Genomic DNA, 21980 nt, shown 5'->3' on the forward strand with positions numbered 1-21980 from the left:
CACTGGCGGCCTCCATTCAGACGAACTGCAACACGTCGTTCACGGCTTTACGCGGCTTTTGCGGCCAGTTGGTCGCGCCCGGGTAGCCAACGGTGACCAGCATCACCGGAATCTCGGTGTCCGATAGACCGAACGCCTGGGCCACCGCCGACTGATCGAAGCCGATCATCGGGGTCGACACTAACCCTTGGCCCTTGGCGGCCAGCATCAGTGTCATCGCGGCCAGGGAGCCCGAGCGGATCGCTTCGTCGCGCTGCAACTGCGGGTTTTGCGCGTACATGCCCTGTGCGGCACCGAGCCACATGTCGTAGATCGCCTGGTCGATGATGCCGGCGTCCAGCGTCGGTTTCAGCGAGGCAGGCAAGGTGGCTTGGGGGTTGAGGGTGCCGCAGACGATAAACGTCACGGCTGCGTCCACGACCTTCTGCTGGCCGAGGGCCAATGGCAGCAGGCGGGCCTTGCCCTCGGTGCTGCGTACCGCCACGAACCGCCAGTTCTGCAGGTTGAAGGCGGACGGGGCGTGGGTGGCCAGGTCGATCAGCTCAGCGATCTGCGCATCGGTCAATTGACGTGCAGTGTCGTAGCTGTTGGCGGAGATTCGGGACTTAATAACTTCGGCAATACCGGACATGGTGATCTCTGTGGGTAAAAGGAGGGTGCGCGGTCGCCCGACTCAGCGGCTGAAGCCGTCGAACGGGGTCATATACACCGCGCCGAACGGGTCCAGACGCTTGCGGATTTGCGCATCCGGCGTGCCGTACACCACCAGGCTGGTGATGCTGCACAGTTCGAGGAAGCGCTGGCCGAAGGGGGCGAACGTGGTGTCGACGTGGCTGACCACGGCGTCGGCGTTGTAGCGCTCAAGAATGTGCACGGTGCTGTTGTCTTCGTTGACGCTGTATTCGTAGACCAGGGTGCCTGGCTCGGCGCGGGTGGCGGCCACGATAGTCGCGATCAGCGCCTTGAATTCGGCGAACTCTGCGGGTTTTACCGCGAGGCTGAACAGGCAGGAGATATAGGGATGCATGATGAGTGTTTCCGTCAGAGGCACCGGGCGGTGCCTGTGGAGTGGGAGAGGCTCAGGACTTGTCGGGCGCGTCCCCGAACAGCTTGCCGGCACCGGCCCAGTCGGAGGCGGCGACGTCTTCGAAAATCACGTAGATGTAGTTGGCATCGGTGCCGGTGTGCTTGACGATGCTTTCGGTGATGTCAGCGGCCACTGCGGCTTTCTGCGCGTGTTCTTTACCTTCGAACCAGCTCACACGGACGACGGGCATGATGTATTCCTCTTGGGACATTGATCTGGGAAAGGTGCGGGTAGTGCACCGTTGTCTGACTGGAATCCATCGTACTGTTGAACAGGCTGGCGATAAACGGCCTCTGACTATAATCTGGGTAGACTAAAACTCTACAATAAGCGAGCGCTGCATGGTTCCTATCGATTCCTTCCAGGGTGTTATCACCTTTGTCGTGGCTGCACGTTCATCCAGCTTCACCCAGGCCGCCGAGCGCCTGGGGTTGTCGAAATCCGCCGTGGGCAAAGCCATCGCGCGCCTGGAAGAGCGCCTGGGCACGCAGTTGTTTCATCGCACCACCCGGCGCATTTCATTGACCGCCGATGGCGAAGCGTATTTCGTCGCGTGTTCCGCGGCACTGGAGGAAATCGGCGCCGCCGAAAGCGGCCTGGGCCCTGGTGGCGGCGAGCCTTCCGGGCGCTTGCGCGTCGATGTGCCCGTGGCCTTCGGGCGGCGGGTCGTGGCGCCGTTGCTGTTCCAGATCGCCAACCAATACCCGGCGCTGCAATTGAGCCTGACGTTTTCCGACCACTTGGTGGACCCGTTCGAAGAGGGCATCGACCTGTTGGTGCGCTTCGGCGAACTGCAAGACACCAGCGGCCTGGTGGCGCGGCGCTTGACGAGGCAACGCTGGGCCATCTGCGCCGCCCCTGAGTACCTGGCGCGCTTCGGCGTCCCCACGTCCCTGGAAGACCTCAGCCAGCACCGCTGCATTGTCGGCCATCGACGCGGCCAGCCGCTGGCCTGGCGCGTCACGCAGGCCGGGCAGACCGTGCGTTACGCCCCCCCTTCCACCCATCAGATCGGCGATGGCGAGGCCATGATCCTCGCCGCCGTGGCCGGCGCCGGCCTGTGCCAGATGCCGCGCAGCCTGTTCCAGGACGACATTGACGCGGGCCGGCTGGTGGAAGTGCTGCAAGCGTATGAGCCCGAACCGGTCGATGTGCATGCCGTGTGGCCGAAGGTGTCCCATCTGCGGCCGAAGGTGCGGTATGTGGTCGATGAGCTGGTCAGGCTGTGCGCGCATTGGCAGTGAGTGGCGCTTAATCGCTGAACAGTTCGAACATCAGTTGGCGGAACCATTTGTTGGCCGGGTCGCGATTGTATTTACCGTGCCAGAACAGGTTGATGGCGATTTCGGGCAACGGCAGGGGCAGCGGCAGGCTCGTCAGGCCGAAGGGCTCCACACAGCTGGTGGCGAAGCGCTCGGGTACCGTGGCGATCAGGTCAGTGTTCTGCAGGATATGGCCGACCGCGACAAAGTGCGGCACTTCGAGCCGAATCTCGCGTTGCAAGCCCGCGCGTTGCATATGCGTGTCGATTTCGCCGTGCCCGGTGCTCGCGGCCAAGATCCTGACATGCCCGAATGCGCAAAAGCGTTCCCGGGTCATCGGCTGTTGAGTCAGCGGGTGGTCCTTGCGACACAGACACACGTAGCGATGGTGAAACAGGCGTCGTTGGTAGAAGCCTGCCTGCAGGTCCGGCAGTAAGCCGACGGCCAGGTCCACTTCACCATTGGCCAGGTTCTCGGACAGATCCGCGGTGCTTCGCAGGGTGGTCACCGAGATGCCGGGGGCCTGTTCAAGCAGCGCTTGGATCAAGCGCGACATAAAGTAAATTTCCCCGATATCGGTCATTGCCACCACGAAGCGCTTCTGGCTGGTCGCCGGGTCGAATTCGTCCTGCCGGTTGATCGCACCATGCAGCAGGCTGATCGCCTGGGAGATCGGCTCCGCCAGTTGCGCGGCATAGGGTGTGGGCTGCATGCCCTTTGGCGTGCGCACGAACAACTCGTCGTTGAAGGTGGTGCGCAAACGCTTGAGCGCATTGCTGGCTGCGGGTTGAGTCAGCCCCAGGCTCTCGGCCGCCACCGACACGCTTCGGTCCACCAGCAACTGGTTAAAAATCACCAGCAGATTCAGATCAAGCTCGCGCAGGTTCATCTCGGTTTATCGCTCCGTGGCCTTACCAATGGCTATGTGTATTCAGGCTGGTGATAGCTTGTATGGGTATGAGGGCATTTATCAATAGTTTGTGAATAGTCATGATCGATCTATTCCAAAAAAAACACTAAAAAGGTTTTCCCATGACTCGCCCTCATTCTGTCTTGCAAGTGGGCATCGTCGGCGGCGGTATCGCCGGCGTAGCTTTGGCTCTTGATCTCTGCCGTCACCCGCACCTGCAGGTGACATTGTTTGAAGCGGCCTGCGCCTTCGGTGAGGTCGGTGCCGGTGTGTCGTTCGGTGCGAACGCCGTGCGCGCCATCGAGGGACTGGGAATCGGCAAGCCCTACGAGCGGATTGCCGACCGCACTTTGCAACCCTGGCAAGACATCTGGTTTGAATGGCGCCGTGGCGTCGATGCCGGTTATCTCGGTGCCAGCCTCGCCCCGGGTGTCGGACAGTCCTCCGTACACCGCGCGGATTTCCTCGACGCCCTGGCCCAGCAATTACCCGAAGGTGTCGCCCGCTTCGACAAGCGCGCAGTCGGCGCCGAGGAGACGGGTGACCGCGTCAGCGTTCGGTTCACCGATGGCACGGACTACGAGTGCGACCTGTTGATCGCGGCAGACGGCATCAAGTCTTCGCTACGCGACTATGTTCTCCAGGGGCTGGGCCAGCCTGCGGTCGCCCCTCGTTTCAGCGGTACCTGCGCCTATCGCGGCATGATCGACAGTGAGCAACTGCGCGCCGCCTATCGCTCGGCTGGCGTGGACGAACACCTGATCAACGTGCCGCAAATGTACTTGGGCCTCGATGCCCACATCCTTACGTTTCCGGTCAAGCAGGGCCGCTTGATCAACGTGGTGGCGTTTCTTTCCGATCGCAGCGAGCCTAACCCGGTATGGCCGCCCGGCACGCCCTGGGTCAAAAGTACCAGCCAGGCGCAAATGCTGGATGCGTTCGCGCAGTGGGACGATGCGGTGCGCGTGCTGCTTGGGTGCATTCCCGAACCGACGTTGTGGGCCCTTCACGAACTGGACGAGTTGGCCGGCTATACCCATGGCCGCGTTGCGCTGATCGGTGACGCGGCCCACGCCATGCTTCCCCACCAGGGCGCCGGCGCCGGGCAAGGGCTTGAAGACGCTTGGCTGCTCGCGCGGCTGCTGGGTGATCCACGTGTGCTGGAAGGTCACGCCCAGCGCGTGCTGCAGGTGTACGACGCCATCCGCCGGCCGCGTGCCTGCCGTGTGCAGCGAACCTCCCGCGAGGCGGGCGAGCTCTATGAGTTTCGCGACGTTCAGGTCGAGGACCGCGAGCCCCTTTTGTCGAGCACCCTGGCCAGCCGTTTCGACTGGTTGTGGCACCACGACCTGCAATCGGACCTGACAGCGGCTCGCGCACAGCTGGGCTGGGCCGCGTGTGAATAACCCGATCAACGTACCCGGCGCCCCGTGCCGCTGGGATGACTTCGCCCCAAGAGGATAAACCGATGCCCCAAAGCACCCTCCAACCCATCGAAGTGACCGTCGCGGTGCTGCGCGAAAGCGGCAGCAAACTCCTGTTCGAACAGGCGCAACTGGCGGTTCCTCGCCCGGACGAAGTGCGCGTGCGTGTGGTCGCTACCGGTGTCTGTCACACCGATATGGTCGTGCGTGACCAGCTGTTTCCCACACCGTTGCCCATCGTGTTGGGCCATGAAGGCGCGGGCGTTGTCGAGGCGGTGGGGGCGGCGGTGACCACCATCGCTCCTGGCGATCACGTGGTCATGACCTACATGTCCTGCGGGTTGTGCCTGCCCTGCGAGACCGGACATCCCGCGCACTGCTCGCACATGCACCCGCTGAATTTCGGCGGCGCCCGCCAGGACGGCAGCACATCGACCTGTAGTTGTGGCACCGGTGCACCGATACATGACCACTTTTTCGGCCAGTCGTCCTTTTCGACCTATGCCATCGCCAATGAGCGCAACGTGGTGAAAGTGTCCAAAGCGGCCCCGCTGGAATTGCTCGGCCCGCTGGGTTGCGGCATTCAGACCGGCGCAGGCTCGGTGCTCAAAGCGCTGAAGGTGGAGGCGGGCGCCAGTTTCGCCGCGTTCGGCGCCGGTGCCGTGGGCCTGGCGGCGGTGATGGCTGCCAAGGTTGCCGGAGCGACCACCATTATTGCGGTCGACGTGACCCCGAGCCGTCTGAGCCTGGCGCTGGAAGTGGGCGCCACTCATGTCATCAACAGCCGCGAAGAAGACCCGGTGGCGCGCATTCGCGAGATCACCGGCGGCGGGGTCAACTACAGCCTCGAATGCTCGGGACGCGCCCCAGTGCTGCGCCAGGCCATCGACGCCCTCACCACGCTGGGCACCTGCGGGATCGTCGGGGCGACCCGGATGGGCACCGAAGTAGCGTTCAACGTCAACGACGTAATGATCCCCGGCAAGCGAATCATGGGCATCGTCCAGGGCGACGTGGTCGCCAACGCGTTCATTCCCACCCTGGTCGACCTGCACCTGCAAGGCCGTTTCCCGTTCGATAAGTTGTGCCGCTTCTACACGTTCGACCAAGTCAACGAAGCGATGGCCGACAGCGAAAGCGGCATCACCATCAAACCGATATTGCGCATGCCGGCGACGGCCGACGTGGCGTGATTTTTCAAGCCCATCAAAGGAACCCAAGATGAATGTTCAGCTCGTCATCGACAACATCCCACAAGCGGCTTCGGACGGTAAGACCTACCAGCGTATCGATCCGGTCAGCGGTAAGGTTGTCACCACTGGCGCTGCCTGTAGCGTGGAAGACGCACGCCGCGTTGCAGCCTCTTCGCAGCAAGCGTTCAAGACCTGGTCGAAGGTCGGCCCGACCGAGCGCCGCCGCCTGCTGCTGGCCGCCGCCGATGCACTGGAAAGCAAGATGGAGCAGTTTTGCGCGGTGATGGCCGAAGAGATCGGTGCGTCGCGCCTGTGGGCGCAGTTCAACGTGCAGGGTTCAGCCAACCTGCTGCGAGAGGCAGCATCACTCACCACGCAAATCAAAGGCGAGACCCTGGCCACCGACAAGCCCGGCACGCTCTCTGTCACCTTGCGTCAGCCCGTTGGCACGGTGCTGAGCATTGCGCCCTGGAACGGTCCCGTCCTGCTCGGCACGCGGTCTGTCGCTTACCCGTTGGCCTGCGGCAATACCGTGATTTTCAAGGGTTCGGAGAACAGCCCGCGCACCCACGAGCTGCTGGCCCAGGCCTTCTATGACGCTGGCTTCCCGGCCGGTGTGGTGAACTTCATCATCTCAGCGCCCGAAGATGCCGGTGCGGTGACCGAAGTGCTGATCGCCCACGATACGGTGCGCCGGGTGAATTTCACCGGTTCGACCAACGTCGGCCGGATGATTGCCCAGACCTGTGCGAAATACCTCAAACGCTCGCTCTTGGAGCTCGGCGGCAAGGCGCCGTTTATCGTGCTGGCAGATGCCGACCTCGACGGCGCCGTCAACGCCGCGATCTTCGGTGCGTTTCTGTACCAGGGGCAAATCTGCATGTCCACCGAACGCTTCGTGGTCGATGAGGCGGTGGCTGATGAGTTCGTGGCCAAATTCGCGCAACGCATCCGCGGCCTTGAGCATGGTAATCCGGTGACCAACCCGGCCAGCGTAGTGGGCCCGATGATTTCCCAGGGCTCGGTGAAGCGCATCAACCAGATGCTCGATGATGCTGTCGCCAAAGGTGCCGAGATTATGGCGGGTGGGCGGGCGCAAGACGCGCAAATGGTGCCTACCCTGGTGGATCGCGTGTCGTCGGCGATGGAAATCTACGATGAAGAAACCTTCGGCCCGGTCACGACCGTGGTTCGTGTGAACGGCGCCGAGCACGCGCTGCACGTGGCCAACGACACGGCATTCGGCCTGTCATCGGCGATTTTCAGTCGCAATGTCAGCCTGGCCCTGGACCTGGCCAGCCGCCTCGATGCCGGTTGCGTGCATATCAACGGTGCCACCGTGCAAAACGAGCCGCAGGCCCCCTATGGCGGCATGAAGAACAGCGGCTATGGCCGCTTCGACGGCAGCGCGGTGATTGAGGAGTTCACCGAAGTGAAATGGGTCACGGTCGAGCCTTCCGACCAGCCTTATCCGTTCTGATCCCAAGGCAGTGAGACCGGCTCTGCAGAGCCGGTTTTTATCGTGAACGTCCCGCCCAAGCCCCTCCGACAACCTTCACTTAAAAGTCTTCTGCGCCATCGAAACCCCCAACGCCACCCCGGCCACCACGATAACCACCCAGAAATACTCCATGCTGGCCACCAGGGTTGCCTGTTGGTGCAGGTCCTGGGCCAGCGTCGCGACGGCGATCTGGTTGGCCGGGCCTGCGCCGACGGCGGGGCTGAGGGCCAGGGTCAGGCGTTGTGCGCTGTCTTGGTACAGCGGATCGCCTGGGTTGAAATGCCCGTTGAGGTTGTTGTACTGCAGCGTGGTGCGCCATTGCAGGAACAAGGTGGCGAGGGTCGTGCCGATGGCCATCGCGATTTGCCCGAGCATGCTTTTGATCTGGTAAGCGTGGGCGAACAAGGTGTCGTGATGGGTCACGTCGCGGAAGGTCTGCATCGCGGCAGTGGCGAGGACCAGCATCACAAAGCAGCCGTTGAGCACCAGCGCGGGCAAGATATTGGTCCACATGTTGGCGTCGAGGGTCAGGGAGGACAGCAACAGGCCGAAGCTGATCAGCGCGGCAAAGCCGACCACGAAGAACTTCTTGGGCGCCGGGTACTTGGGGATGACCAGAGCCATCGCGAACCAGGTCAACAAGGCGCCGGCAAGGCCGAACGCCTGGAACGTGCCGATGGTGTCCCAAGAATAGCCAAGCCCGCTCTGCAGGAAGTACGGCAGGATGTAGTTGTTGCTGCCCAGCACGATATAGGTGAAGCAAAACAAACCCACGCCGAGGATATAGCGTGACTGCATCAAGTCCTTGACCTTGAGGAAGGGCTCGTCTTTCGCGTGTTCGGCATGGAAGAAAATGTACACGCCCAATGCCGCCAGCAGCGCGAAGGCCAGGAGGATGATCGACTCGTTGTAGAAGTCGTAGTAGGAGCGCTGCAGCACATACAACAGAAAGAAGGTGCTCACGGACAACAGCAGGATATTCGCCGGGCTGGACGGTGAGCGTTCGTCTTCGTGAATCGGCTCACTGGGCAAGAACCGTATGCACAGCCCGCCTGCGGCCACCGCGCCGGCGATCAGCAGCCAGAAGATCGCGTGCCAGGTGTCTTCGACCACCGCCAACGAGGACAGAAACGGCGCTGCCGCCGTGCCGCTGGCCAGGCCGGTGGCAAACACTTTGACCCCCACGAATCGCCCGGGCCCCGGTGGCAGCAGGTTCACCATCAGGCGCGCGGAGGTCATAAAGGAGGCACCCCCCAGCGCCATGACGACCCGGCCGACGGTGAAGCTGGTCAGGTCACCACTGATCCCGCACACAACGGCGCCCAGCACGTAAATGCTGATCGAACCGAGCATGAAGTTGCGCCAGCCGAGCCGTTCCACCAACCAGCGCTGCTTGGAGATCACCACCACGGCGATACACGCATACAGCGCCGCGACCAGGGTGAACTCCTCGGGGCTGGCGTCGATTTCGCCCCGGATCGGTGCCGACGCAAACGCGATCATACCGGCCTGCAGGTATTCCAGCGCGCAGAGCAGCCCTACGGTCATCAACAAGGCAGCGTTTTTCCGGTACATGCAGGGACCCCGTCAAGGCTTGAGCGACTGAGCGACCTGGCCGCGGTCTTCGTTGGCGCTGATGACCTGTTCGACCATCGCATTGGCGTCCTTGAGCTCGTTTTCGAACACATCGGTGCTGTAGGCGGGTTGGGCCGGCGAGGTGGTGTTGAGCACCTGGCCACGGGTGTCGGTGGTGTCCACGGACACGCGCATGGAGAGCCCCAGGCGCAGCGGGTGAGCGGCAATTTCATCGGCGCGCAGCGCAATGCGCACCGGCACGCGCTGGGTGACTTTGATCCAGTTGCCGGTGGCGTTTTGCGCGGGCATCAATGAAAACGCACTGCCGGTACCGGCATCCAGGCCGACGATCGTGCCGTGGAACACCACCTTGCGTCCGTAGGCGTCGGCGCGCAGCACGGCAGGTTGGCCGATGCGCAGATCTTCGATCTGCGACTCCTTGAAGTTGGCGTTCACCCACACTTGATCGATCGGTACCACCGACATCAAAGCCACGCCGGGGTTGATGCGCTGACCCACTTGCACGCTGCGCTTGGTGATCAGGCCGCTGACCGGCGAGTAGATCTGCGTGCGGTGCAGTGCAATGTACGCATCGCGCAAGTTGGCGGCTGCCACCAGCACATCGGGGTGGGTGCGCAGTGTGGTGTTGTCGACCATCGCCAGGCGCACGGCCAGCGCATGTTGTGTGCCGTCGAGGCCAGCGAGGGCGTTTTTGAGGACTTCCTCGGCATGGCTGATTTCTTCACGGGACACCGCGCCGCTGGCGGCCAGTTGGCTGCGGCGGCGCACATCGTCCTGGGCTTTGCGCACGTCGTTTTGCCGTTGGCTGACTTGCGCCTGCAGTTGCTGAACCTGGTAATACTGGGTGCGCGCCTGGCGCACGGCGCGGGCCAGGTTGGATTGGGCGCGCTGGTACTGGATCTCGGCATCCACGGGATTGAGCGTGACCAGCAGCGCATGGGCGTCGATATGGTCGGTGTTGTCGCCGCCGATGACGGTCACGGTGCCGCTGACCTGGGCGGTGACCTGAACGATGTTGCCATCCACGTAGGCGTCGTCGGTGGACTGGTTGCCCAGCCCGAGCAGGTACCCGCCGCCGAGGGCGGCCAGGAGTAGCACGATCCCCAGGATCAGCAGCCGCTGCGGGCGATAGGACGGTTTGACAGGCGTGGGGGCGGACGTCGGGGTGGTCATGAGTGATCTGCTACGGTTGAGAGGGCAGGGACGGAGGCGCGGAACTCGGGGCGGTAGCCGCCGCCCAGCGCCCGGCTCAAATTGGCTTGCAGCGACAGGGCGCGAGACGCCAAGGTGACCAGTTGGCGCTTCTGGGCCAGGGTCGCGTTCTCGGTCGCCAACACTTGCAAGTAAGTGGCCAGGCCTGCGCGATAGCGCAGGTTGACCAGGTCGGCGGCCGCCTGGGCGGTGTCGACCGCTTCCTGTTGCTGAGCCAGGCGTTCTTTCAACCAGCGCAGCGATGACAGTTGATCGGCGATATCGCGCAGCGCATCGACGACGGTCTGGTTGTAGTTTTCCACGGCCAGGTCATACGCCGCGTCCTGTGCATCCAGATTGCCGCGCAAGCGGCCACCTTCGAAGATGGGCAGGCTGATCGCCGGTGCAAACCCCAGGATTCGACTGCTGTGATCGTTGAACGTATCGAACGCCAGGCTTTGCAAACCGACAAACGCCGTGAGGTTCACGTTCGGATAAAAGCGCGCTTTCGCCACGTCGATCTCATGCCCGCAGGCCTCGACCCGCCAGCGTTGGGCAACCACGTCGGGGCGATGGCCCACCAGTTCGGCGGCAATGTGGCTGGGCAGCACCACGCTGTTGCCGGCTTGCAGGTGAGGGCGCGCAATCGAGCGCCCACGGTCCGGCCCCTGGCCCAGTAATGAGGCGAGCTTGTTTTGGTGCAGCTCGATCATTTCCTTGAGCGCTGCAATGCTGGCCCGGCTGGCGGGCAGCGAGGCCTGGGATTGCTTGATATCGATCTGGGTGCCCAACTCCGCGGCAAAACGTTGCTGCGTGAGTTGTTCGATCTGCACTTGCTGGTCCAGCAGCGCTTGGGCGACGTCCAACTGCGCGTAGGTATCGTTCAGGTCGATATAGGTTTGCACCACGGCCGCCGAGACCATCAGCGCGGCTGCTCGGCTGTCGACTTCCAGGGCATGGCGGCGTCCCACGGCGGCCTCGACGGCTGCGCGATTTTTGCCCCAGAAATCCAGTTCATAGCCGATGTTCAGGGTCGCCTGGTCGACATTTTGCCAAGTGCCTTTGACCGGGGCGGGCGTCGTGCCGTTAGCACTGAATCGCTCGCGGGTGCTGCTGGCGGCAGCGTCCACCCGTGGCAGCAGCGAAGCGCCTTCGATGGCCTCCAGCGCGCCAGCCTGACGCACGCGGGCGGCGGCGGAGCGCAAGGTGGGGCTCTGGGCGAGGGCCTCTGCAACCAGGCGGTCGAGTTGCGTGTCGTTGAAGCGGGTCCACCAGCTTTCGGTTGGCCAGGCCGCCGGCGAGAGTGTGATCCCGCTGTGGGCCAGGGTTTCACCGGCATCCCCGGCAGGTAGCAGGCGGGCCTGGGGCTTCAAGTCATGGTAGGAACATCCCGCCAGCAGGATCGACAGTACGATAGCTGATGTCCTGACGGCGACCGAGTGTCGGGACGCCGGGATTTTTCGATTGTTCATCAACGGTGTTCTCTGGCGTGTAACCCATGCGGGGGGTAGGGCAGCGATAGCTCAATAAAAACTGTCAGTGTCGTTATGCGCAAAAAAAACGCCCGGGCCCGCTGGCTAGCGGACTCTCAGGCCTTTGACGAGGACCGCGACGCAATGGTCGATGTCATCGAGGTTCTCCAGGTTCGCGGTAATCAGGTGCAGCCAGGACATGCCGGTCAGCATGGCGACGGCCATCTCCACCGCAGGGCCGTCGACGATTTCCCCGGAGGCGACGGCTCGGGCGAAGATCTTGCGGAGCGTGCGCTCGCGGCGCGGCAGGAACTCATCGCGAAACTCGGCAATGGCTTTGGAATCCAGCTGGATCTCGATGAAGAAACTGCGCAGGGTTTCCCCGGCACTGGATGAGCGCCACCAGTTCCACAGCGAGCGCAAATGCACGACCAGATCCTGTTCGAGGTTGCCGGTATCGGGGGAGGTTACGAACGTTAGCGCGGCACGCTCGTAGACATCGCGCAACAACGCGCCTTTGCTACGCCACCAGCGGTAGATGGTCGGCTTGCTGGAGCCGGCGCGTTCGACCAGCGCGTCCATGGTGAACGCCCGATACCCTTGCTCTTCAAGGATGGCCGCCGCCGCTTCGAGGATCGCCTCGGTGCTTTGCGGGCTGCGCACTGCACCAATCGACGAGCGGCTGCGGGGTTTGGCGGGCCCGGAGGGGCTGGTTTTTTTCGCGGTCATGGGCGGCAGTGGCGCTTGGGATCGAGGCTGAATGTTGCGCGGATCTTATAGACACTGCCAGTGTTTATACAAGGCTTTTTTCCGTCGCTGCTTTTTCCGCCGCCTCATTGATCAGCACCATACTCTGCGGCGAAGACAGCGCCACGCCGAGCTCGCGCAGGCGCCCCAGGACGGTGAACAGCAGGTCGCTGCGGGCTGTCCCCACCGAGCGCGGGCTGTTGACGTAACCGCTGACGGCGATGACCAGTCCGTTGACGGTCAGGTCCTTGAACGTCACCGAAGGCGCCGGCGTGTCCAGCACGTCTTCGTGTTCGGTGAACGCGCTCAACAGCAGCTCGCGGATCTGCAGCACGTCCGTTTCCAGCGGCAGGGTCAGCGTAATGCCGACGACGCCCAGCGCATTGCCCATGGTCACGTTGCGCACGTTCTGGGTGATGAACTGCGAGTTGGGCACGATCACCGTTGAACGATCGGACATCTGGATTTCCGTGGCGCGCACGTTGATGCGGCGGATATCGCCTTCGACACCCGCGAGGCTGACCCAATCCCCGACCTTGACCGGGCGCTCGGTGAGCAGGATCAGGCCCGAGATGAAGTTCTGCACGATTGCCTGCAGGCCGAAACCGATCCCCACCGACAGGGCGCTGACCACCCAGGTCAAGTTGGTCAGGCTGATATTCAGCGTGGACATCACCACCACCGCGACCAGCACGAAGCCGATGTAACCCACCAGGGTCACCAGCGAGGCGCGCATGCCGGCGTCCATGTTGGTTTCCGGCAGCAGCCGTTCGCCGAGCCAGTCTTTGAGCACGCGCACGCCGAACAGGCCGATCACGAGCAGGGCAAGGGCCAGTAGAATATCGCCGGGGGCGATGGTCAGGTTGCCCAGCGGCTTGCTGCCCAGGTCGAGTTGCGTCAGGCCCGCCAGCAGCTCGCCCGGGCTGGAGCCGGAGGGCAGGAACGCCAACAGGACCGCAGTGAACATCAACAGGGTGCGGCCCACGCCCGCCAGTAGCGTGCTGGCCTGTGCCTGGTGGCGCTCGGACAGCCCCAGGGCCGAGCCGAGCGCCAGACCGCCAGGTTGTTTCGGCGAGAGCAGGGTCTCGCAGAAATCGCCGAAGCAGGCGATCAGCAGGTAAGCCGTCGCCGCAACCACGCTCATCCACAGCAGTTTGACGGTGAGGAAGTAAGCCAGGGTCAGGTAGCCGCCCAATAGCGCCAGCAGGCTGATCCCGATCCAGGCCCCGACGACAAACGGAATCAGCCCGGCGACGCCGCTCATGCGTTCAAGCGTGTATCGGCGGCGGGTGCGGTGGTAACGCAGCAGGGCAAAGAAGAACACCAGCGCGACGGTCAGCGCGGTCAGGCCGTTTACCGCCACAGTCAGTGCCAGGCTACTGTCGATGACGCTGTTGATGCGTTCCTGGGTGCCGATCACCATTAGGGCCAGCCCCAACAGCACAGGGAACGGGCCCAAGGCGACGGCGATTTGGTCGGGGATCTGGGGCAGGCGCCAGGACGGATGTGCGCGCATCAACAGGGCGCGGCCGAGGCCGACAATGAAGGCACAGAACACCACCAGGGTCTGCAATTGGTCGAGCAACGTGAGCATGTCGGCGCTGGGCACGGTGTCGCGTGTCAGGCCCCAGCGCAGCAGTGAGGCAGCCACGCTGATGGTCAGCACGCTGGCCAACCCCACCGCCAGCGCCAGCGCGCTGCGCCGCAGGCGGCCTTCGGGCAGCCAACGCACTGTCAGCCGCACCAGCGCGTGCTCCAACACCCGTCTTCCCGCCACCCAGACCAGCAGCGCACTTAACAGCATGCTCACGAAAAACCAGCGGTTTCCCGGCGCCACGGCGGTGTCCGTCACGCTGCGTACATCGACGTACAGGTTGCGTAAACGGCTGAGGTCGTCGTCGGTCGGGCGGATGATGTTGGACCAGAACACCACGCTGATCGGGCTCGCCGAGCGGGTGCTGATCTGTGAGTCGAAGAGGCTGCGGCGCAGGCTGAAGATCTGCGCGGCGAGGTCGCTGGCTGATTGACTCAGGGTGCTGGCCTGGCGCTGCTCGGCGAGCAGGGCGTTCTTCTGCCGGGTCAGTGCGGTGCGTTGCTGGGTGAGGCTCGGGGGCGCATCGGCCTGTAGCGGGCCGAGCACGTTGAGCTGGTCATCCAGGTGTTCAAGATCGATGGCTTGTTTGGCGGCCAGGGTGTCGGCCTTTTTTTGCACCTGCAAGGCGGCCTGGCGCAAGGTCGAGAGCAGGTCGTCATTGGCGCTGCCCGAGACTTTCTGGCGGATCAGGTCGAGTTGCTCGTTGAGGTCTTGCACACTGGCGTCTTCAGCCAGCAGCGGCACACTGCGCGGGTCGCTGGTTGGGGAGGGCGCAGCCTGCGCGAGGGCGGGCAACGTAGCGCACAGCATCAGCAGGGCGAACAGCCCGGTGAAAAAACGGCTCGTGGTGACTCTGTGCATGCGTTTGCCCTTTGACCGTTGCCCAAAATGGCTAAGCGTTACCACTCTATGAGGCGAAGGCAAGCCATTCGTGCGAAATTTTTGGGGAAGCCAGCCTGGTAATCGCGCACCCATGCCGCGCTGGCCTGGCCCATGGCGGGCGAGCCGACGAGGAGCACGTCGGCATCCGCCACGGTCTCCCCCTATCTATATAGGTCACCCCTTCGCCAAGCCTCCAGTACGTTCGGCACCACCCCTATTGCCATACGGACACTCGATCATGCTGACCCGCTGCATCTTTCCGCTTTTGTTACTGCTGTTGCCGTGCCTTGTCGGCCACACCCAAGCCCGAGACCTGGCCCAAGGCCTGAGCGACGGCAGCGCCTCTATCGCGCTGCAGAACCGCGACCAGCGTTACGCGCTGTGGTCCGGTATCGGTTTGTTGAAAAACGCTATCGGCCAAACCTGCACCGCGGTGCTGCTGGATACCCGCAACCGCCAGGGCAAGGCCGTTGGCCCGGCGTATGTTTTGACCAGCGGGCATTGCGTGTACTTCAGCTTCGGCACGGCCCATATCAACCAAGCCATAGAGGCGAGCATCACGTTCAACTATTTCCACGATACGCTGGCGCAACAGCGCACGTTTCGCATTAAAACGGCGCATTGGACCAGTATGGTCGGCACTGATCTGGCGGTGCTCGAACTGGATACGTCACTCGCCCACCTGATCACCGACGGCATCATGCCGCTCAAGCTCGCCACCCATCAAAGTACGGGGGAGCGTGAGGTCGTCAATGTCGGTGCCCCGAGTGGCTTTCGGCAGAAGGGTTTGCGCATGAGCGCCTGCAAGGAAACGCCGACCAACAGCTTTGTCGAGCATCCCGGGGTGTTTCCCGGGGCGCTGAAAAACCGCTGCAACGACCTGCAATACGGCAGTTCCGGCAGCCCGATGCTGGACCGGCATAGCAACGAAGTCACTGGCATTGTCAGCAAAGTCGCTGCAGTCATCAAAAAGGACATCCTCAACAACTGCCAGAACGTCTCGGCGTGTGACGCGGCCAAGTTCAACTACAGCTATCCGGCCAACGACCTGCACCGCTGTTTTGTCGAGGGCCAATTCTTGAACAATACGCCTGATTGCCAGCTCAACGCCGTCGATATCCTCCTTGAGGAACCCTGGACGCTGAACCCCTATGTCCATATGCAACTGGGCGAACTTGGGCAGAGTGTGCCGCCCACGTGGAACATCAGGTTCTCGATCCAGGACCCGTTCTATCGCTTCAAGGCCGTGCGCAACGTCAATGAGTGCAGGGTGCCCAGTGGTTATCAAAGTGCTACCGCGTCAGCCGAGGGTTACATCAACCAAGCCATCGGCCCAGCGCTGGGCGCTTATGTGCTGTGCATCATCGGCGTCCAAACCCTCGCCGAGGCGTTGACGCCGGCCTTGCTGCACAATGCGTTCACCCACTCGGTTTTCTTGACCGACCCAGCGCCCGTGCCGCGCATCGGCCTGAACTACAGCGTTTACTGGGACGACCCGCAAACCGCTTTCACCCATCATTACTTCTATGTGGACACTTCGGCTGAAGCCGCCTGCCGTGACAACGACGACGTCCGCTATCGCCTGGCCAATGGCGGTGCGAGCTACCCGGTATCGCAGCTCCCGGTCACCCTGTGCAGCTTTGCCCGTAACCCGGCGGGGCAACCTTCGGCGGTACGCACGGATGTCATCGAGCGCTCCGCCTATCTGCCGCCCATCCAAGCGAACCCGCCGGCAGCCTCTGCGCGATGAGGCCGCGTGATGTACGCGGTTAACCCTCCAAGCGAAATCCCCCGGAGAGTTTTTCCTTCAAATAGCCCACCAACGCACTCACGGATTTGGGCACATGGGGCGAGTAGGGCCGTATCAGGTAAATCTCATCGGCAAACGCGCCCTTGAGCGTCCAGCCCTTGAGCACCTGCACCAGTGTGCCGCCGGCCAGCGCCGCGTGGGCGCTGAAATCCGGGAGCAGGGCGATGCCCAGGTGATTGAGCGCCGAGTCGCGCAAGGCTTCGCTGTTGTTGGTGGAAAAGCTCCCGGCGATCGGCACGGTGACCCGCTCGAGCTTTTTGCTGCCGCGCTCGAAGGTCCAGGCGGGCTGATCGGTGCCGCGCGGATAGTAGAGGCAGTTGTGCGCGCTGAGGTCGCCAGGCGTGCGCGGTTCACCGTGGCGTTGCAGGTAGTCGCGGGTGGCGACCAGCACCGAGGCGGTGTCGCACAGCTTCCACGCCACGTGGGTTTCCGGCACCTGAAAACCGTGGCGCACCGCCAGGTCGTAGCCTTCGGCCGCCAGCGAACTCAAGGCATCCGACACCTCCAGCTGGATACGTACCTGCGGGTACAGCTGCAGGAATTCCGACAGGTGCGGCACCAGTTGCTGCCGGGCGAACGCGACCGGTGCGGTCAGGCGCACCAGGCCGCGGATTTCCCCGGCGGCGTCGCGTACCGAGGAAAAGCTGCGGGCGATCTGTGCGTAGGCGCTGCGCACGTCCCGCGTCAGTGACTGCCCGGCGTCGGTCAGGCGCACGCTACGGGTGGTGCGGGTGACCAGGCGCGTGCCGGTGGCTTTTTCCAGGTCGCTGATGCGCTGGCTGACCGCCGACTTGCTCACCCCCAGGCGCGCGGCGGCGGCGGTGTAGGTGCCGTGTTCTTCCAGCACCGAGAGCCAGTGGATGTGGGTCCACAGCCCTTCGATCTCAGACTTTTCCATGGGGTTTATTGTTCGCTTGTGAGGACAATCAGTTCTGGATTCTGCTCTGGTTTGGAACAAACCGAAAGCCTATCGTGTGTCCCAACGCTACCCACCAGGGATCGACTGCCATGACCACAACCCTCGAGCACTACATCAACGACCAACGCGTGAGCCGCGATGATCGCTATCAGGACGTATACAACCCGGCCACCGGCGCCGTGACCGCGCGCGTCGCCCTGGCCAGCCGCCAGACCGTCGGCGAAGCCGTCGCCGCCGCGCAAGCCGCCTTTGCCGACTGGGCCGACACCCCGCCGATCCGCCGCGCCCGCGTCTTGTTCCAATACCTGCACCTGCTGCGCGAACGCAAGGACGACCTGGCGCGCATCATCGTCGCCGAACACGGCAAGGTGTTTACCGATGCCCAGGGCGAAGTCGACCGTGGCATCGACATCCTCGAATTCGCGTGTGGCATTCCCAACCTGCTCAAGGGCGAACACTCCGACCAGGTCTCGCGTGGCATGGACAACTGGACCATGCGCCAGCCCCTGGGCGTGGTCGCCGGCGTCACGCCGTTCAACTTCCCGGTGATGGTGCCGATGTGGATGTACCCGATCGCCATCGCGGCGGGCAACACCTTCATCCTCAAGCCCAGCCCGACCGACCCGAGCGCCGCGCTGTTCATGGCCGAGTTGCTGCGTGAAGCCGGCCTGCCCAAAGGCGTGTTCAACGTGGTGCAGGGCGACAAGGAAGCGGTGGACGCGCTGATCGAACACCCGGACGTCAAGGCCGTGAGTTTTGTCGGCTCAACGCCGATCGCCCAATACATCTACGAAACCGGCGCACGTAATGGCAAGCGCGTCCAAGGCCTGGGCGGCGCGAAAAACCACATGGTGGTGATGCCCGACGCAGACATCGAACGCACCGTCGACGCGCTGATGGGCGCGGCCTACGGCAGTGCCGGCGAACGCTGCATGGCGATCTCGGTGGCGGTGCTGGTGGGCGATGTCGGTGACAAAGTCATCGCCGCCCTGACCGAGCGGGCCAAGACATTGCGCATCACCGACGGCCGCGACCTCAAGGCCGAAATGGGCCCGATCGTCTCGCGCGCCGCGCTGGAACGTATCAGCGGCTACATCGAACAAGGCGTCCAGGCCGGCGCGCAGTTGCTGCTCGACGGGCGCGATTACGTGCCGACCGAACCGGGCCTGGAAAACGGCTTCTGGCTCGGCGCGACCTTGTTCGACCATGTGACTCAAGAGATGAGCATCTACCGCGAAGAAATCTTCGGCCCGGTGCTGGCCTGTGTCCGGGTAAATGACTTTGCCGAGGCCGTAAAGCTGGTCAACGACCACGAGTTCGGCAACGGCGTCAGTTGCTTCACCCGCGATGGCAACATCGCCCGCGAATTCGCGCGGCGTATCGAAGTGGGCATGGTCGGCATCAACGTACCGATCCCGGTGCCGATGGCCTGGCACGGCTTTGGTGGCTGGAAGAAAAGCCTGTTCGGCGACATGCATGCCTACGGCACTGAGGGGGTGCGCTTCTACACCAAGCAGAAGTCGATCATGCAGCGCTGGTCGGAGAGCATCGAGCAGGGCGCGGAGTTTGCGATGCCGGTGTCGAAGTAAGCACTCCCCCGACAACCACTCGCCCGAGGGGTTGTCGGGTGTTGGCTGGTCGCTGAGCCGGCGCTGTCCTTGGGCTTATCGGCGGGTTTGGAGCAGCCGGTGGCGAGGTAATCTGCGCCGGTTTCGCCCACGGTAGGCGCCGAAACTTAGCTGGGGTTGAGCGCCGCTGGTTTTTTCAGCACATGGGCCGTGCCCATCGTGGTGAGGTGTACCACGCTGCCGATGTTTGGGGCTTGCAGGCCTGAGCTGCGCACCAGGATGGCTTGGCCGGGCACGCCTTCATCCGTTTGCAACGCCACGGTCAGGGTGCAGGTATTGCCGCCGAATTCGCGTTCGGTGACCACGCCACGGCAGCCGGAACCGTCGGTGGTACTCAGCAGCAGTTGCTCCGGGCGCAACATGATCCGTGTCGTACCTTGGTTGGCTTGGCTGTCGACCGGCACGCGACCCAGTGCACAGTGGGCCCAACCGGCCTCGATCCTGGCGGGCAATACCACGGCTTCACCGAGAAACAACGCGGTCTGCTCATCGACGGGGTACTGGTACAGGTCCATTGGACGGCCCGATTGCACCAGGCGCCCCTGGCGCATCACCGCCAACTGGTCGGCGAACGACAGCGCCTCGCTTTGATCGTGGGTGACCAGGATCGTGGTGATGCCCGCGTCGCTCAGCAACCGCGCCACCATCTTGCGCATGGCCGAGCGCAGGCCGGTGTCCAGCGCGGAAAACGGCTCATCCAGCAGCATCAACCGGGGCTGTTGCGCCAACGCCCGCGCCAGCGCTACCCGTTGCTGCTGGCCGCCGGACAGCTCGTGGGGCCAGCGTCGGGCCATGTTGGCGTCGAGGGCCACGCTGTCCATCAGTTCGGCGATGCGTGCGTGTCGCGAGGCATGTTTGGCCGCCAGCCCGAAGCCGATGTTGTCGGCCACGGTCATGTGCGGGAACAGCGCGCCGTCCTGCGGCACATAGCCGATCTGGCGTTGGTGCGCCGGCACGGCGTGGGTGGCGTCAACCAGCACCTGGCCGTTCAGGGTCAGGCTGCCGCTGTCGGGAAATTCGAAGCCGGCAATCATCCGCAGCAAGGTGGTCTTGCCGGAGCCAGAAGGCCCGACGATCACCATGCGGCTGCCGTTGGGCACCGCCAGGCTGACGTCGGCCAAGGCCGGTTGGGTGCCGAAGGTTTTGCAGAGTGCAGTGAGTTCGAGGGCGTTCATCGGCCGGCCGTGCGTTTGGATTGGTGGTAGAGGAGGCCGGTCAACGGCAGTGAAAGCAGAATCATGATCAACGCGTAAGGCGCCGCTGCGGCGTAGTCGATTTCGCTGGTCATCGCCCAGAACCCGGTGGCCAGGGTGCGCGTGCCGTTCGGCGCCAGCAACAGGGTGGCGGTCAGTTCGTTGGTGATCGCGAGGAACACCAGTGCCGCTCCCGCCGCGGCGGCGGGCGCCGCCAGGCGCATGGTGATCAGCCACAGTGCCCGGCCCGGCGAGCGGCCAAGGCTGCGCGCCATGTTTTCCAGCTCCACCGGGGCCTGGGCGATACCCGCCCGCAGGCTGACCAGCGCCCGTGGCAGGAACATCAGCAGGTAGGCGAGCAGCACGGTGATCGTGGTCTGGTAGATCGGCCGGGCAAAGTGGATGGTCACCGTGACCAGCGCCAGTGCCACGACAATGCCGGGCAATGAGCTGGTGATGTAGTTGCAGCTTTCCAGGATGCGCTGCAGGCGCCCCGGTGCGCGAATCGACAGCCAGGCGATCGGCACCGCCGCGCAGGTGGTCAGCACGGCACCGGCAACGCCCAGCAGGACGGTTTGCTCCAGCGCCGGCAGCAATTCGCTGAACTGCCAGACCTCGCGGCCACCGGCGATCAACCATTTGCCCAGGGTGAACAGCGGCACACCCAGGGCCAACGCACAGGTCACGGCTTGCAAACCGAGGGCGAGCAGGGTGGTGATGGGGCTCAGCCTGACGATGCGTTGCTCGCGGGCGCTGCCGGAACCGACCCGCGCATAGCGTGCATGCCCACGTGCCGAGGCCTCAGCGGTGAGCATCGCCAGGCAACACAGGGCTAACACAGCCGCCAGCATATTCGCCGCCGGGCCATTAAAGGTGGATTTGAACTGATCGAAAATCGCCGTGGTGAAGGTGTCGAAGCGGATCATCGCGTACAGGCCGTATTCGGCCAGCAGATGCAGGCCGACCAGCAGCGCGCCGCCGCAGATCGCCAGGCGCAACTGGGGTAACACCACCCGCCAGAACACCGCCCAGGGCTTGAGACCCAGGGATTCGGCCACGTCTTCAATCGCAGGATCAAGCCGGCGCAGAGTCGCCGCCACCGGCAGGTACAGAAAGGGGAAATAGGCAATCACCGACACCAGCACACCGGCCGGCAAGCCGTGGATCGACGGCACCAGGCTGACCCACGCGTAACTGTGCACAAACGCCGGCACCGCCAGCGGCGCGACCGCCAACAACGACCAAGCGCGGCGCCCCGGCAGATTGCTGCGCTCGGTCAACCACGCCAGTGCAATGCCCAGCGCCACGCACAACGGCAGGGTGAACAGGACCAGCAACACGGTGTTGACCAGCAACTCACCGACGCGCGGGCGCCACACCAACGCTTCGATCTGTGCCCAGCCGATTTGCCAGGACACGCCGATCACAAACGCAATCGGCAGTAGCGCCAACAACGAAACCAGTACCGACAAACTGGTGACCCACGTGCCCCCACGGTTGTTGAACCGTCCGTGGGGGCGTTTGCGTGGCTGCGCGTGGGCGATGCCGGGTATCGACGATTCAGGCAGCAA

At 63.6% G+C, this 21980-nt stretch carries 18 protein-coding genes; 6 read left to right on the forward strand and 12 right to left on the reverse strand.

The genetic code is table 11. The features are described 5' to 3' along the window. Nucleotides 1-16: 16 nt before the first annotated feature. Genes ACS5Q8_RS10790 through ACS5Q8_RS10800 form a run of 3 tightly spaced genes read right to left on the reverse strand, consistent with a single transcriptional unit; the run spans nucleotide 17 to nucleotide 1277 of the window. Nucleotides 17-631: a nitroreductase family protein gene (locus ACS5Q8_RS10790; protein WP_465160164.1), complete on the reverse strand. Its 615-nt coding sequence runs from the start codon at nucleotides 629-631 to the stop codon at nucleotides 17-19. A 42-nt stretch (nucleotides 632-673) separates the two neighbouring features. After that, on the reverse strand, nucleotides 674-1027 hold the full coding sequence (locus ACS5Q8_RS10795; protein WP_465160165.1) for a putative quinol monooxygenase: 354 nt from the start codon (nucleotides 1025-1027) through the stop codon (nucleotides 674-676). A 52-nt stretch (nucleotides 1028-1079) separates the two neighbouring features. Continuing rightward, a complete protein-coding gene (locus tag ACS5Q8_RS10800; RefSeq protein ID WP_058822715.1) occupies nucleotides 1080-1277 on the reverse strand; it encodes a tautomerase family protein in 198 nt (65 codons plus the stop codon). A 151-nt stretch (nucleotides 1278-1428) separates the two neighbouring features. Here ACS5Q8_RS10800 and ACS5Q8_RS10805 point away from each other — a divergent pair, with 151 nt between their 5' ends. After that, nucleotides 1429-2331 (forward strand): LysR family transcriptional regulator, encoded by a 903-nt coding sequence (locus ACS5Q8_RS10805; RefSeq protein WP_058822716.1) that lies wholly within the window; start codon nucleotides 1429-1431, stop codon nucleotides 2329-2331. 7 nt (nucleotides 2332-2338) lie between these two features. Here ACS5Q8_RS10805 and ACS5Q8_RS10810 read toward each other — a convergent pair whose 3' ends face one another. Continuing rightward, nucleotides 2339-3238, reverse strand: coding sequence for a LysR family transcriptional regulator (locus ACS5Q8_RS10810; RefSeq protein WP_247404094.1), 900 nt, complete (start codon nucleotides 3236-3238; stop codon nucleotides 2339-2341). A 143-nt stretch (nucleotides 3239-3381) separates the two neighbouring features. Here ACS5Q8_RS10810 and salA point away from each other — a divergent pair, with 143 nt between their 5' ends. The 3 genes from salA (at nucleotide 3382) to ACS5Q8_RS10825 (ending at nucleotide 7356) form a co-directional block, all read left to right on the forward strand. Further along, on the forward strand, nucleotides 3382-4665 hold the full coding sequence (salA, locus tag ACS5Q8_RS10815; RefSeq protein WP_247404097.1) for a salicylate 1-monooxygenase: 1284 nt from the start codon (nucleotides 3382-3384) through the stop codon (nucleotides 4663-4665). Nucleotides 4666-4727: 62 nt separating this feature from the next. After that, a complete protein-coding gene (locus tag ACS5Q8_RS10820; RefSeq protein ID WP_247404100.1) occupies nucleotides 4728-5876 on the forward strand; it encodes an NAD(P)-dependent alcohol dehydrogenase in 1149 nt (382 codons plus the stop codon). Between the two features lie 28 nt (nucleotides 5877-5904). After that, complete coding sequence (locus tag ACS5Q8_RS10825) at nucleotides 5905-7356, forward strand: aldehyde dehydrogenase (protein ID WP_247404103.1); 1452 nt, start codon at nucleotides 5905-5907, stop codon at nucleotides 7354-7356. A 75-nt stretch (nucleotides 7357-7431) separates the two neighbouring features. On the opposite strand, the gene ACS5Q8_RS10830 is transcribed toward ACS5Q8_RS10825, so the two are convergent. The 5 genes from ACS5Q8_RS10830 to ACS5Q8_RS10850 all read right to left on the reverse strand — a co-directional run bounded on the left by ACS5Q8_RS10830 (nucleotide 7432) and on the right by ACS5Q8_RS10850 (nucleotide 14838). Beyond that, nucleotides 7432-8952, reverse strand: a complete 1521-nt coding sequence (locus ACS5Q8_RS10830) for an MFS transporter (RefSeq protein ID WP_247404106.1) — start codon at nucleotides 8950-8952, stop codon at nucleotides 7432-7434. Nucleotides 8953-8964: 12 nt separating this feature from the next. Then, the gene (locus ACS5Q8_RS10835; RefSeq protein ID WP_247404108.1) at nucleotides 8965-10146 is read right to left on the reverse strand and encodes an HlyD/EmrA/EmrK family protein; all 1182 of its coding nucleotides are present in this window, start codon (nucleotides 10144-10146) and stop codon (nucleotides 8965-8967) included. Then, complete coding sequence (locus ACS5Q8_RS10840) at nucleotides 10143-11636, reverse strand: efflux transporter outer membrane subunit (protein WP_465160166.1); 1494 nt, start codon at nucleotides 11634-11636, stop codon at nucleotides 10143-10145. Before ACS5Q8_RS10840 ends, ACS5Q8_RS10835 begins: the two co-directional genes overlap by 4 nt. Nucleotides 11637-11741: 105 nt before the next feature. Next, nucleotides 11742-12365, reverse strand: coding sequence for a TetR/AcrR family transcriptional regulator (locus tag ACS5Q8_RS10845; RefSeq protein ID WP_247404343.1), 624 nt, complete (start codon nucleotides 12363-12365; stop codon nucleotides 11742-11744). Between the two features lie 64 nt (nucleotides 12366-12429). After that, complete coding sequence (locus ACS5Q8_RS10850) at nucleotides 12430-14838, reverse strand: DUF3772 domain-containing protein (protein WP_465160167.1); 2409 nt, start codon at nucleotides 14836-14838, stop codon at nucleotides 12430-12432. A 259-nt stretch (nucleotides 14839-15097) separates the two neighbouring features. On the opposite strand from ACS5Q8_RS10850, the gene ACS5Q8_RS10855 reads away from it, so the two are divergent. Beyond that, complete coding sequence (locus tag ACS5Q8_RS10855) at nucleotides 15098-16609, forward strand: trypsin-like serine peptidase (RefSeq protein WP_465160168.1); 1512 nt, start codon at nucleotides 15098-15100, stop codon at nucleotides 16607-16609. A gap of 19 nt (nucleotides 16610-16628) precedes the next feature. On the opposite strand, the gene ACS5Q8_RS10860 is transcribed toward ACS5Q8_RS10855, so the two are convergent. Further along, nucleotides 16629-17567 (reverse strand): LysR family transcriptional regulator, encoded by a 939-nt coding sequence (locus tag ACS5Q8_RS10860; RefSeq protein ID WP_465160169.1) that lies wholly within the window; start codon nucleotides 17565-17567, stop codon nucleotides 16629-16631. Nucleotides 17568-17677: 110 nt separating this feature from the next. Here ACS5Q8_RS10860 and ACS5Q8_RS10865 point away from each other — a divergent pair, with 110 nt between their 5' ends. Further along, a complete protein-coding gene (locus tag ACS5Q8_RS10865) occupies nucleotides 17678-19177 on the forward strand; it encodes a CoA-acylating methylmalonate-semialdehyde dehydrogenase (RefSeq protein WP_443700105.1) in 1500 nt (499 codons plus the stop codon). A 146-nt stretch (nucleotides 19178-19323) separates the two neighbouring features. Here ACS5Q8_RS10865 and ACS5Q8_RS10870 read toward each other — a convergent pair whose 3' ends face one another. After that, complete coding sequence (locus ACS5Q8_RS10870) at nucleotides 19324-20391, reverse strand: ABC transporter ATP-binding protein (protein ID WP_276197449.1); 1068 nt, start codon at nucleotides 20389-20391, stop codon at nucleotides 19324-19326. Continuing rightward, on the reverse strand, nucleotides 20388-21977 hold the full coding sequence (locus ACS5Q8_RS10875; RefSeq protein ID WP_426101211.1) for an ABC transporter permease: 1590 nt from the start codon (nucleotides 21975-21977) through the stop codon (nucleotides 20388-20390). Before ACS5Q8_RS10875 ends, ACS5Q8_RS10870 begins: the two co-directional genes overlap by 4 nt. Nucleotides 21978-21980 lie beyond the last annotated feature (3 nt).

The organism is Pseudomonas sp. PAMC25584, from assembly GCF_058135675.1.